The sequence below is a fragment of the Bacillus sp. N447-1 genome, from assembly GCF_022701035.1.
In the GTDB taxonomy this organism is placed as follows: Bacteria; Bacillota; Bacilli; order Bacillales; family Bacillaceae_G; genus Bacillus_A; species Bacillus_A cereus.
In genome coordinates, this window is the sequence record NZ_CP065509.1 from 2,023,506 (window position 1) to 2,036,944 (window position 13,439).

Consider the following 13,439-nt stretch of genomic DNA (forward strand, 5'->3'; position numbering starts at 1 on the left):
AAGATTTATAGATGAACTAAGGAAAAGATGCCCTCTATTAAAATAAAAAAGCACCAAAAAGGTGCTTTTTTCTAAGCTTCAATCGATTGATTTTCCGCAATATTTCTAAATTGTCGTTTGTGCATCCAAGTTAAGGATGCAATTGTTCCAAGTGATAATACAACAATGAAAATCATGAGCACCCCTACGTTTTGCCACATGAAGTCAAAGTCTCCGCTTGATACGACTGCTTTCAGTCCTGATACAGAATATGTCATCGGTAACCAAGCATTGAATGGTTGTAAAAACTTCGGAATCAACTCTAACGGGAATGTTCCAGCACTTGTTGTAAGCTGCATAATTAATGTGATGATGGCGATAAAACGGCCTGCATCACCGAATGCTGTTACTAAACATTGAATTAATGCGATAAATGCTAAACTTGTAATGATACTAAAGAGTATGAAGTATGGAATGCTTTGTACTTCTACACCCAATCCGAACAGTAATATAACATCTGCTACTATCGCTTGAATAATACCAACTGATAGTAGTACGCCGAACTTACTAATAAACCAACTAAACCCTGATTTCGGAACGCCGACTGTATCACGTAATGGATATACGATTGATAATAGTAATGCCCCAACGAATAAACCGAGTGATAAGAAGTACGGCGTAAATCCAGTTCCGTAGTTTGGAACTTCCGCCATTTTCTCCGTCTTCACTTTTACAGGACTTGCAAACATATCATACGTTTTATCCGTCCCTTTTACTTCACCAGTTTTTTCTGCTCCTTCGCCAAGTTTCTCTGCAAGTTCACCTGAACCATCGTTTACTTTCACTAGTCCATCAGTTACTTTTCCTGATCCGTCTGCTAGTTTATTTACTCCGTCGATTAGCTGGGTTGAGCCGGTTGACATTTTATTTAGGCCACCATTTAGAGTACCTAAGCCAGTTGTTACTTGATTAGATCCATCTGCTAATTGATTTACGCCACCTGCCATTTGGTTTGCTCCTACAGATAATGTTCCTAAACCATCTGTTACTTGGCTTGAACCATCTGCTAATTGATTTACGCCACCTGCCATTTGGTTTGCTCCTGCAGATAATGTTCCTAAACCACCTGTTACTTGGCTTGAGCCATCTGCTAATTTCGTTACACCTACAGATAATGTCCCTAAACCGCCTGTTACTTGACCAGACCCATCTGCTAATTTGGATACTCCTACAGATAATGTTCCTAAACCGCCTGTTACTTGACCAGACCCATCTGCTAATTGATTTACTCCTGCAGATAATTGACCTAATCCTGCTGTCACTTTTCCAGAGCCACTTTGTAATTGCGTTACTCCATCAATTAATTGAACTGATCCATCTTTTAATTTATCGGCACCTATTTTTGCATTATCTAATCCCTCACCAAATCCATGAAACTTACTAACAAATTCATTTTGTGCGCTCGTTAGTTTCTCAATACCACCTGCTAGAGTTTTTATCCCTGCTGGATTTGGTAAGTTTTTTTGCAACCCATTTGTTGTTTGATGTATTTCGCCCTTTAATTGTTTTACTTCTTCATTTAGTTTATTTGTTCCACCTGCTACTCCGGCAGCCTTTTGCTGAACTGTCGCTGTACTTTTTACAGCACTTGTTATGAACGGTTGTAACTGCTCTTGATATTCTTTTGGTAAACTTTCAATTTGCTTTTGTAAATTCGCTACCTCTTGTGCTGCATTTTTTGCATCTCCTGCTGTTGATTGTGTAAGTTCATTTAACTGATTTACATTCGCCCCAGCTCCATCTATTTTTTCATTTACTGTATTCAATATAGAAGGAACTTTCGACTGCATTTCCTCTAAGCCTGCAGCAGACTTTTGTACGTTACTATTTAACTCTTGCAATCCCTTTTGGATCGCTTGAGAACCTTCCTCTAATTGGCTTTGCCCTTCAACGAGTTTTCCCATACCATTTGATAGGTCCGTTGTTCCTGTTTTTAATTCACCGGATTTACTTACTAATTTGTTCAAGCCACCGGTCACTTTCTCAGATCCATCACGCAACTCACCCGTTTTACTATTTAACGTATTTAAACCGTCTGTTACTTTGCCCGATCCGTCTACTAATTTCCCTATACCTGCATTGCTATTTAATGCATGTAAACCATCTGTTACTTTACCTGATCCATCTACTAGTTTCCCAATACCTGCATTGCTATTTAATGCATGTAAACCATCTGTTACTTTGCCTGACCCATCTACTAATTTCCCTATACCTATCTGCATTTCACCTGTTTTGCTATTTAGTGTATTTAAACCATTTGTTACTTTGCCTGACCCATCTACTAATTTCCCTATACCTACCTGCATTTCACCTGTTTTACTATTTAGCACATTTAAACCGTTTGTTACTTTGCCTGACCCATCTACTAATTTATTAGATCCATCCGCTAATTTCTGAACTCCATCCTTCATCTCCCCAGACTTCCCTTGAAGTGTATGAAGGCCATCCGTCACTTTACTTGAACCATCATGCAATTCACTTGATCCGTCGTGTAGTTTACTTGCCCCTTCTGATCCATCTGCTAATCCTTTTGAGACGTCTTTAATAGAATCGAACATTTTCTCTGCATATGTTTTCGTTAACGTACTTGATACTTCAGTTTTAATCTTTTCAATGGCTGTTCCTCCAATTTGTGAAGATAAGAAGTTTAAACTTTCGTTTGGAATGTACTCTAAGTTTAATGGCTTTGGATTGTCTTTTAGTAACGTTGTAGCGTTACTTGAGAAGTCATCTGGAATGCGCACTAACATGTAATACTTTCTACCTTCCATTCCTTTCTTCGCTTCTTTTTCACTTACGAACTCCCATTTAAAACTTTTATTATCTTTTAAATTATCAACGAGCCCTTTTCCGACCTCAATTGGTTTCCCATCAAATACTGCGCCTTTATCTAAATTGACTACTGCAACTGGTAAGTCATCTAACTGTTTATACGGATCCCAAAAGGCCCACAAAAACATCCCTGCATATAAAATCGGTACGAATAAGACCGCAATAATTGGAATTAATATTTTTTTACTTTTTATAATTTCCGTGAACTCTTTCCGAAGTAACTGATTCCCTTTCATAATTTCTCCCCCTTTTTATAAAATGACCAAAATGTTCATATAGTCATTTTTACCCAAACAAAAAGGCTATACTTGTTCATACATATGCCTTATCCCTGAATTTATTACTATGCAACTTTTTCTTATTATGATTATAATTTTTCTATATCCCCCCTTAACTTAAATATATGACCGCATTGTTCATTTGGTCATTTTTTTATAAAATTAAAAGGATTATCTTAGTTTGACAATCCTTTTAATAAATAAAGTTCAAATAACTCTGCAATTTTTTCTTTTTCTAGCGGTTCGTGATTTTTTTCCCAATCAAAAATAAGCGATACATATAGACGCAGCATAATAAATGCTGTAATTTCTGGATCACATTTGCTAATTTCACCTTTTTCAATCGCAATCTTTAAATACGATTGAATAACAGAAACGATTTCCACATCAACTTGTTGCATAACTTCTTGTACTTCTTTCGTTCCCATATCGCGCTCTTCTTGAATTAATTTAATCATGAGCTGATGTTCTTTTCTAAATTCCAAGATGCTATATAATGCTCTATGTACATTTTCAAAAAATGAAACATCTGAACGAATTGCACTTTCTGCAACTTGCTTCATTTCTGTAATTAAATTAGAAATAATTTCACCAAATAGCTCTTCTTTATTTTTGAAAAAAGTATAAATCGTTCCTTTTCCTACATTCGCTAACTTCGCTACTTGATCCATCGTTGTTGCTTTATAACCGAACGCTGAAAAAGACTTTGTTGCAGCTTCAATAATAGAACGTTTTCGATCTATCGCCACATTGTCACCTCCAAAAATGACCAATTGGATAATATAGTCAATCAGTACATCTTTGATATTACCACACGCTTACATTCTATACAAGTTCTCTTTTTATTATTTCCAGTATAAAAAAATTCCAGTCAGTGTATATCATACTGTCCATAGTTTATCAGAAGAAAAGAGAAAAGGAAAAGGTGTTCTTGAGATATACATCTTAAGAACACCTTTTTATTATTTCACCATAGAAAGCATAACCTTCTCTAACTCTTCTTTATTTACATTCTTATCAAATACTGCTTCTCCTTGCTTCTCTAAACTATGATTAATAATGACAATTTGATATGCACTATCTTTCCCTTTTGCTGGAACAATCATCTTCATACCTTGTAAATTACTATCCGAGTGATGAGTAGCGTAGAATATTTGATTCCCTTCTAGTTCGTACTTTTCTATATTTTCAGGCACTATAAACTGGTGGCTAAATGGGTCTTTGCTTTCCCCAAAAACTTGCGATTGAGAAATTGTATAATTTCCTTTTCCGTTCGCATATTCTAATTCAATAGTGAATTCCGGCTTTATCTTAAGATAATAATTCACTCTTTCGTCTTTTTGGGTATATCCTTTAATTGTATAAGTTGGCCTCTTGATTTTGAAATCAACATGTTGCTGCACTTCTTCAACTGTATATGTTAAATACTTCCCTACCTTATCCTCATAAGGAGTTGTTTTATTACGAATTTCTTTTAATTTTTCACGATTTTCTGTACTTAAGCGCTCTTCTTTCACCTCTTTTATATCCCCTTGGAAATTTTCGGGTAAGTTTAATCTAACTAATCCTTTTTTCTCGATCTGTAATACCTCTTTATATAACTGCACATAATTCTCAAACTCTTCCTTTGTCAAAGCTTTTTCAGCATGATATAAAAAGGCTGTTCGGTTTTCATATTGCCAGTTTGACATTCCCCACTCTTTTCTCGCCTTTTCCTCTGTACCAAATAATGTATCTACAGCATTTTGGAAAGCATCCTTTGACTGCTCTACTTTATCCTCTTGCTTTTCTTTTCCTTCCGTTGCACGTGCATTGAATAAAGAAAGGGATGCAATAGCAACTATAGCAATAACTCCAAGTAAAGAAAGACGATACGATTTCTTTTGGAATTTTTTAATCATAACGATTCTCCTTTTTAGTGTTCGTTTATTTCTACTTAAATTTGCTAGGCTTGGTACTTGATAGGAATAGTGTTGTAGAAGGGTAATAATTGTATGTCCGTATGCAATTTGTTCCTCTTTATCTATAAAAGTAAGTGCATATGCATCACAGGCTAATTCTTGATCTTCTCGCATACAAAAATAGGCGTACCAAAGAATCGGATTGAACCAATTTAATAGGATTAAACTGTACATAATCCAATTTACAGCTACATCGTTTCTCTTAATATGAGCTAACTCATGGTAAAAGACATATTGTAATTGTTGCTCATTTAATACTTTCATATGTTTTTTTGATAGTAATACTTTCGGACGAAAGAAACTAAACACAGTTGGGCTCGCAATCTTTCCCGCTAGACGTAATGAAACCGCCTTCTTCATTTTCATAGATTGCTTACAGCGATTAAACACTGTAATGGCCTGTTCATCCGTAATATCCGGTTGTTTCTTTATGTAAGAATATAAACGGCTATTTGTAAGAAACGTGATGACCGCTAATATGATTAACCCAGCTATCCAAACATACAAAGCAAGTTTGTATAAAGAAAATGTAGTCTGTTTTTCCGAACTGACTTTTACTTCCGGTTCGCTAGTTTTTGTTACCATTTTAGAATTTGATTTCAATTCCACTTTTCGTTCGCTTTCTATGTTCACTATATTCTCAGTAGCCGGCATATTTTTTGGAATAACTTCCGATACGCTAGAACTATAAAAAAGTAATGAGTAAATGCTATAAGAGCTATCTGGCGACCACGGTAAAAGGAGTCTTATCATTAATACGATCCACAGCATATATTGCCACCGGGGGGTTAATTTATTTCTAAATAGAACTTTTATACATAAAATAAATCCGACTAATATGCTAGCCATAAGTGACGTTTCTATAAGCCAATCAAAAAAATGAGGAAGGTATACATTTATAAGTGTGTTTATCATTTTTATCGATCCTTCCTCTTATTCTCCTCTGTCTTCTCATCTAAAATGCGTTTTAATTCATTAATATCTTCTGAAGATAATTTCTCCTCTTTTAAGAAATTAACAAGTAATGGCTTAAACGCTGCACCGCAAAAACGTTTTAGTAAAGATTTCGTTTCCACTTGCAAATAATTATGTTGTGATACTAACGGATAATAAGCATACATTCGCCCTTTATCTTGATGGTAAGAAACGGCTTCCTTTTGTACTAATCGATTAATTAATGTGCGGATTGTTTTCGGTTTCCAGTCCATTGCATCTTCCAGTTCTTCTATAATTTCATTCGCTGTTTGTGGAGAACTCGACCAAAGTACTTTCATAATTTCTAATTCCGCTTCAGATATTTTAGGTAATTGATTTGTCATCGTATGTTTCACTCCTAAGTATTACATTTGTAATCTACAATTAAGATTACAAATGTAATACTTAATTGTCAACCATATTTTAGAAAAATTCCTTTCAGCTAAACCTTACCTCACAACAACAAAATTCCTCTTTTTCAAATAATCAAATAAAAAAACAAGAAAATCTTTACAATTAATAGTAATATAGAAAATAGACAAGTTTATCAAAATAGTGGAGGCTTTTTCAGTCATGATGCGTGCGCTTCGTTTAAATATAAAGCAAGCTTTTTGTAATCGTGTTTCTTTAATTATTATGTTTAGTGGATTTGTTCTTATTTGTATTTATCATTATTATTATGTAATTCGTTATTTAGGAGACGCTGCGAATGGACCTATATCGACGGATATTAAATGGATTGGATTTCGTGGAAATGAAATGGATGTTTATTTATTATTAATGCCAGTTATTGCAAGTCTTCCCTTTAGTACAAGTTATAACTCGGATAAGTCCGATGGTTTTAAACCGTTTGTCAGTAAAGAAATTTCTTTATTTTCTTATTCAGTAACGAAATATATCGTTACATTTTTTTGCGGCGGACTTCTTTATACATTTCCATTCATCTTATCGTTATTATTTTGCAAATTAACCATTCCAGACGGAGTACCAACGGCTGGTTCAGGCATTATAAATGATAACGGGATGTTCGCAAACTTATATGAAACTTCTCCCATCACTTACATTGCTGTATATATCGGAATTAATTTTTTATTTGCAGGTTTGATGGCTCTTTTAGGACTTGCTGCATCTGCATGGTCCCAAAAGGACTATATGGCGCTTCTATTTCCATTTGCAACTACCTCTATTCCTTACGTCCTGCTAAATACGGTACTCCCTACAATAGGCGGAGCACCTATTCATTTATATGATCCAAGGCAGCCGCTGCATGGCATGTCACCATATATTTTGACAATACAATGTGCCTTCTTCCTCCTCGTTAGCTTAATCATGTATATACAAGGAGTAAAACGTGATAGAAAAAAATATAGAAGAAGGTTGCAAAAAAGAGAGCGGTGTAGAAAGGCGTTTCAAGTATAATAAAACCCTAATTTCCTTACTATATTGGAAATTAGGGTTTTATTTACTATTCACTTACGGTGTACCAGCCAATCCCCATAAAATAACAACCGCTACAAAATAAATCGCTTTAATCACTACTACTAAACATAATGAAACAATTGCATATTTACTTAATTCTCTTCTTGCACCTATTAAAGTGAAAATAACCGCCAAACTAAATGTTATATAAGAAGTTGCTGTATGTATTAAGTTATACGTAATATCTAGATTGCTTGTAAGTCCTGTTATATCAGCTACAAACTGAAGCATGACGATCGTACTAAAAAAAATTGCAAACTGATTCATTACCTTTCCATTTATTTGTAACTGCATTGTTGTCCTCCTTATTAAAAAACTAAATATTCAATCAATTTTATCATTGGATTACAAAAAAAGGAATCATCTCTTTATACTATTCTATAACGATGCAAAAAAAGAACGCTTAGTCACCTAAGCGTTCCTTTCTTTAAGAAGCTTTCTTCAAATCAATTTGAGCAAGTACTGGGTCATGGTCGCTTACACGTCCGTGCTCTTTCATTATATTTGAGTTTAAGTGCACTGGATCTACAATTGTGTGTGGTGCGATATTATTTGTTACTAAAATATGATCTAACACTTGTGCATTTCCTTCGTGAATGTACGTGTAACGATTCTCTTTTGGCACTGTGTTTAACATATCTTTTAAGATTGTTCCCTCTAGTGTTTTTAGTGGTTTAGAGAATTCGAAATCGTTCATATCACCTAACACGACAACTGGTGCATTCGTATTCTTTTTCTGAATTCCTTGCACGAAATGATTTACCTCTTGTGCTAACTGAATTCGTTTGTCTTCACTTTTTAATACGAGCGGCTGCACTTTTCCAAATGGCGTTGCATCTCCTAGTTTTGAGTTTAAGTGATTTGCAACGACAACAATGTTTTGTCCTTGGAACGTAAATTCTGCCGCTAACGGTTTACGTGTACTTTCAAATAATGGATTTTCGTCTCCAATACGAACAACATTTTTATCAAGTAACTTTGGTACCGTCGCTAATTTCACGCGTGATGGATTATAGAAGAAGCCGACGCGAATATTCGCTCCTGGTGCTCCTCCGTCTTGATTATTGTTTGGAGCGATTTCTACATACTCATACTTCGGTCCACGAATTTCTAGCACTGCATCAATGATACGTTTTGCGCTTAATGACGCATCTGTTGTACCGTCATTAATTGATCCGTTATTATCTTGCATTTCCTCTACACCGATAATATCTGGCATTTTTAAGTTGTATTTAATAGAATACGCTAACGCTTTTACCTTTTCATCTGTTGTTTCTTTTTTATTCGCTGAGAAGTTTTCAATGTTATATGTAGCAACCGTTAACTTATCAAGACGTGGCTGAATATTTGCGCCTACTTGCTTAAATCCACCATCCACTACAGCTGGCAGTTCTGTTATTGGCGAAATACGGAAAGAACCGTAATCATATCCTACTACCCCTGTTATATCTCCAGTAAAAATATCTCCTACTTTTGCTACATAATCGCGAGGTACTTTTACAGAAAGACGCTCTGGGTTTAATTGGTTTTCATCTAATAGAGGTGTGCCATATTGTGTTACTATTTTATCTCCACCATTTTTTACTGTTACATATAAATTTCCATTTTTCTGAGGTGCAATAATTTTTGGTGTTGGCATCGTAACACGCATGCCTTCTATACTTTCATAAAAGTCGATTGCATCTTCATTTGGATCAAATAAACCGAATGCATCATTATCAATAATCTGGTCCGGGATTTTCACACCGTTTTCCCCAAGTACAATCGGTGCTGGCAAAGATTGATCTTTTGCGATTACAGCAACGCGACTCGCCTTAATTTCTGTCGTCGTTAAGTCTGTTTCAAATCGCTCTGCATATCCTGGTCCAACATATTCTTCTACTACTCCATCAACTTGAATAAGATCTCCTACTGCTACATTCGCATCTTTTTTATATACGTACATACCTTCTGAAGTAGCTGGATCATTATCTGGCTGATTATCTTCTATATAAAAGCCGTTTTTATCAAGCGCTGTGACAACGCCTTCCACATTGTTTACTTTCTTCCCGTTGTAAGGAGACATATGTGATTTTCCTTGAATGTCATGAATACGAACTGGTTCATTATTTACGATAATAAATGAAAATGTCGAAATTGCTGAAGAAGTAAGTCCTTCTTTTTCTGCGATTGCTTTCACTACACTATTTTCATTCACTATAATCTGTCCATTATAACGAACACTTTTATTAGTAGGATTAGAGCCATCTAACGTATAGTAAATTGTTGCACCTTCTGTATTCGTCGTTAATGTTACCGCTGTTCCTTTAGCAACTTCTCCGCTGTTCGGTGAAGCTACTACATCGCTAACACGGTTTTGTCCTTCACCTTGAAACTTATAAGCTGTTACTGATTTTAGACCTGGGTTACTAAAATATAATTCAAGAGTCCCAGTCAAACTAACTTTCTTCCCGATATTTTCAGGGTGATCTTTTACATTCACTGCCGTTCTCACATCACCTTTTGGCAACTGAACGGGCATGATTTTGTCTGGATTCGTTTCGTTTGGCGAATCTGCAATTGCTACGTTTGTATCATCAAACTTAGCTGGATCCTTCGTATATTTAGAAGAACTTTGCGTATATCCGACAATATATCCTTCCACAATCCCCTTCGTTTTCCCTTGCTGCTTAAATACTTGAATTGCTTTTTCTACTGACATAGAAGCAGTTTCTTCTGCTTGCGCTAAAGTTCCAGTAAATGAAAGCAATAGCAAGAATGATAAAAAGACGCTTAACAATTTCTTCACAGCCATTTTCCTCTCCCTATTTCATATTTTCTCAGCATTTCTATCATAACAAATGATTCGTTATATAGAACTATTTTTCGACAAATTTTACAAAAGATTTATTTAATTTACAAGCTTTCAAACTATAATACAAAATAATAATTTTACACCTTCTACAAATGCACTCTATAATGTTAGAGAGAGAAAACAGAAAATATCGACATTTGATTGGCATGTAAAACGGATTCATTTGAATAGGAGTGATTGGATGGAAGTGCAAACAGAAACATACCGCGCAGCTATGAATGGAACATTAGAACGTCATTTTTCAGATATGATTGCTGTTATACCAACTAGAATTACAATTGAGCAGTTAAAACAACGGCTAGAAAATATCACTACTAAAGTTGATGAGTTAAAAATTGTTTATAGTGATGAGACAAGCCTTATTGTTGAGTTACATATGGATGAAACAATCATACCGTATGAACTGCATATTGATGAGGCGAATGACCCAGAAGAATATAAAATGTACAATAGACAAGATTCTACAATTGTAGATCGTAATTTTGAAGATGCGGCTTTCGGTACTGAAATTTTCACTCGTACGCTATTTGTAGGCGATGTACTCGACTGCTTTTTCCAGCAAATACAATTTTTATGGAACCTCGCCCCAGATTTGTTATTTGTAATCGATTCAAGTGCAGCAATGAAAGTGATATCTAGAAACTATATTGAATATCACGTTGAAAATGAATTATTACCTGACATTCCTGACTTATACGTTATTCATTCCGTTTATGAAGACGATAAAGAAGGCGAGCCTACGCAATATTGGTTTCATACACACGGCCTTTTAAGAGCGGGCGTAACTGAAATAGAGTTAATTATTCCAAATCGCATTTCTTCCTACTACGGCATTGGCGATCTCTTTCAAACATTTGCTAATAATGCCGTTGAGAATGGACAAGTCCCTATGAATGAGCCTATCGTTATCGCGCATAGTCAGCAAGGTTCTATACATACAGTAGCTGTTCCGTGGGAGAAAGGATTATCTTATATAGGGCATAAAACGAGTATGGACCAATTATCTTCAATCGAGGATGAAGAAGTGAAATTACAGCCAATAGATGCACAAAATACATTCTTAGGCGGAATGGATGCCCGAGATGAATACCATCAATCTCCATCCGTTCTCTTATTCAAATTTAATACTTCAGAAGAATATATTGAAAGTTTTTTCAAAGAACACGAGGAAGCTACAGGGCTCATGTTCTATAAAACAAATAGTGAAACCGATCGTATGGCTTATAATGCGAAAAATACTTTCGGGTATTTCAGCAACATTTTTCAAATTGAAAAATCCAATGAAGAGTTTCGTTTTCTCGCTAAGTTTGGTGTTTCCTATGAAGAGGGTAAAAGCGAACATATGTGGTTTGAAATGCAAAACATTACGGAAGATTTCATTCAAGGAATACTCATTAATGAACCATATTTTATAGAAGATATGAGTGAAGGAAATAGTTATCATTTAGATTTTGATAACTTAACAGAGTGGGTTATTTATGCAGGAGATGCTGTTATAAAGCCAAATAACTTATATATGTTTATTGGCGAATAAGTATTTTATATAATAAACGAAACGCCTTCAATATGATTGAAGGCGTTTCTTATAATTTATTGTGCGATTAATTCAGCATCTATTACTTTCTCCAAATGAGATAATACACGCTTTGCAGCTTCCTCACCTTGATTCATACAGTCTGGAAGTCCAGCACCAGCATAGGAGCTACCTGCCAAGTATATACCTGGCAACTCTTTCTCCATAAATGTTGTGAGCTTTTTCATTCGCTCGTTATGGCCTACTGTATATTGAGGCATCGCTTCTTTCCAGCGACTTACGATTGTAAACTCTGGATCCTCTGTAATATCCATCGTCTTCCTTAAATCTTCTAGTACGAGCTGAACGAGTTCTTCTTCAGTTTGTTCTACAACCGCTTCATCACCAGCACGTCCAACGTAACAGCGAAGGAGTGTTTTTCCTTCTGGCGTTGTATGTGGCCATTTTTTATGCGTCCACGTACATGCTGTAATGGTGTAATCGCTATTTCGTGATACGACAAATCCTGTACCATTAATATCGCGCTGGATTGCAGACTTTTGGAAAGCAAGTGCCACATTCGCAACGGATGTGGATGGAATATTACGGAAGAAACGAAACTGCTTGTACTGAGCAAACATGGACGGCAATACTTTATGCGAAGTTGCCACTACGATGGCGTCCGCTTCTATTTCTTTTCCGTTACTAAGAGTAATCGTATAACCATCACCCTGTTTCGCAACTTTTTCAATGCGAGTTCCCTTTATTATCGTACCTTCATGCATCTTTGCTTCGAGAGATTTTACGATAGATTCTAAACCTGTTTTCACTGTTTGGAACATTCCCTTTTTCGGTTCAGCTTTCTCTTCTTTCGGAGCGAGCGTACGCATACCGAGTGAAATACTGCGATGTTTCTGCTCAATTTGATACATTTGCGGGAATGTTGACATTAAGCTCATTTCATCAATATCCCCTGCATAAATACCCGATAGTAACGGCTCTATTAAGTTTTCAACCACTTCGTTTCCAAGACGATGTCTGAAAAATTGTCCGAGTGATTGGTCAGATACTGGCTTTGACCTCGGCATTAATAGATCAAAGCCAGCTCTTAGTTTACCAATTGGGGAGAACAGCCCGGAAAATAGAAACGGCGTAATTTGCGTTGGAATTCCCATCATTGATCCATTCGGCATTTTATGTAACCGATTGTTTACAAGGATAAATGATTGACCGGCTTGATTATTTACAAGTTCATCGCCAAGACCTAATTCTTTCACTAATCTAGCTGCACTTTCTTTTCGTGCTAAGAAAGAATCTGGTCCGCGCTCAATTGTAAATCCATCTTTTCGAACGGTTTGAATTTTTCCGCCAAGTTTACCCGATGCTTCTATAAGTAATGTATCAATCGGCAAGTTTTTTTCATGAATATTTTTTTGTAAGTTATACATTGCTGTTAATCCAGTGATGCCTCCGCCGATGATCACAACCTTTTTCCTCAAGCAGGCTCC

Annotated in this window: 9 protein-coding genes; 2 read left to right on the forward strand and 7 right to left on the reverse strand. The window is 35.8% G+C overall.

Going from position 1 to position 13,439, the window contains the following annotated elements; all coding sequences use genetic code 11:
- Positions 1-71 precede the first annotated feature (71 nt).
- The 4 genes from IQ781_RS10155 to IQ781_RS10170 form a co-directional block, all read right to left on the reverse strand.
- Positions 72-3,107 carry a YhgE/Pip domain-containing protein gene (locus tag IQ781_RS10155; protein ID WP_000678080.1) on the reverse strand — a complete coding sequence of 1,012 codons (3,036 nt, stop codon included), beginning with the start codon at positions 3,105-3,107 and terminating at the stop codon, positions 72-74.
- A 218-nt stretch (positions 3,108-3,325) separates the two neighbouring features.
- Positions 3,326-3,898, reverse strand: coding sequence for a TetR/AcrR family transcriptional regulator (locus IQ781_RS10160; protein WP_000963381.1), 573 nt, complete (start codon positions 3,896-3,898; stop codon positions 3,326-3,328).
- Between the two features lie 213 nt (positions 3,899-4,111).
- Positions 4,112-6,025, reverse strand: a complete 1,914-nt coding sequence (locus tag IQ781_RS10165) for a M56 family metallopeptidase (RefSeq protein WP_002183372.1) — start codon at positions 6,023-6,025, stop codon at positions 4,112-4,114.
- 2 nt (positions 6,026-6,027) lie between these two features.
- Positions 6,028-6,429: a BlaI/MecI/CopY family transcriptional regulator gene (locus tag IQ781_RS10170; protein WP_000184510.1), complete on the reverse strand. Its 402-nt coding sequence runs from the start codon at positions 6,427-6,429 to the stop codon at positions 6,028-6,030.
- Positions 6,430-6,658: 229 nt separating this feature from the next.
- Between IQ781_RS10170 and IQ781_RS10175 the strand changes: the two genes are divergently transcribed.
- Positions 6,659-7,504: a membrane protein gene (locus tag IQ781_RS10175; protein WP_000984146.1), complete on the forward strand. Its 846-nt coding sequence runs from the start codon at positions 6,659-6,661 to the stop codon at positions 7,502-7,504.
- 54 nt (positions 7,505-7,558) lie between these two features.
- Here the strand turns inward: IQ781_RS10175 and IQ781_RS10180 are convergent, their stop codons facing one another.
- Positions 7,559-7,858 (reverse strand): hypothetical protein, encoded by a 300-nt coding sequence (locus IQ781_RS10180; protein WP_001176852.1) that lies wholly within the window; start codon positions 7,856-7,858, stop codon positions 7,559-7,561.
- A 133-nt stretch (positions 7,859-7,991) separates the two neighbouring features.
- On the reverse strand, positions 7,992-10,358 hold the full coding sequence (locus IQ781_RS10185; RefSeq protein WP_139846963.1) for a DUF6359 domain-containing protein: 2,367 nt from the start codon (positions 10,356-10,358) through the stop codon (positions 7,992-7,994).
- Between the two features lie 241 nt (positions 10,359-10,599).
- Between IQ781_RS10185 and IQ781_RS10190 the strand changes: the two genes are divergently transcribed.
- Positions 10,600-11,952, forward strand: coding sequence for a DUF4026 domain-containing protein (locus tag IQ781_RS10190; RefSeq protein ID WP_139846962.1), 1,353 nt, complete (start codon positions 10,600-10,602; stop codon positions 11,950-11,952).
- 56 nt (positions 11,953-12,008) lie between these two features.
- On the opposite strand, the gene hemY is transcribed toward IQ781_RS10190, so the two are convergent.
- Positions 12,009-13,430, reverse strand: coding sequence for a protoporphyrinogen oxidase (gene hemY / locus IQ781_RS10195; RefSeq protein WP_001228071.1), 1,422 nt, complete (start codon positions 13,428-13,430; stop codon positions 12,009-12,011).
- Positions 13,431-13,439: the final 9 nt, after the last annotated feature.

Excerpts from the sequence above, each read along its gene's own strand:
- IQ781_RS10155 (WP_000678080.1), bottom strand. The coding sequence starts at position 3,107 with ATGAAAGGGAATCAGTTACTTCGGAAAGAGTTCACGGAAATTATAAAA.
- IQ781_RS10165 (WP_002183372.1), bottom strand. The coding sequence starts at position 6,025 with ATGATAAACACACTTATAAATGTATACCTTCCTCATTTTTTTGATTGG.
- IQ781_RS10170 (WP_000184510.1), bottom strand. The coding sequence starts at position 6,429 with ATGACAAATCAATTACCTAAAATATCTGAAGCGGAATTAGAAATTATG.
- IQ781_RS10175 (WP_000984146.1), top strand. The coding sequence starts at position 6,659 with ATGATGCGTGCGCTTCGTTTAAATATAAAGCAAGCTTTTTGTAATCGT.
- IQ781_RS10180 (WP_001176852.1), bottom strand. The coding sequence starts at position 7,858 with ATGCAGTTACAAATAAATGGAAAGGTAATGAATCAGTTTGCAATTTTT.
- IQ781_RS10185 (WP_139846963.1), bottom strand. The coding sequence starts at position 10,358 with ATGGCTGTGAAGAAATTGTTAAGCGTCTTTTTATCATTCTTGCTATTG.
- IQ781_RS10190 (WP_139846962.1), top strand. The coding sequence starts at position 10,600 with ATGGAAGTGCAAACAGAAACATACCGCGCAGCTATGAATGGAACATTA.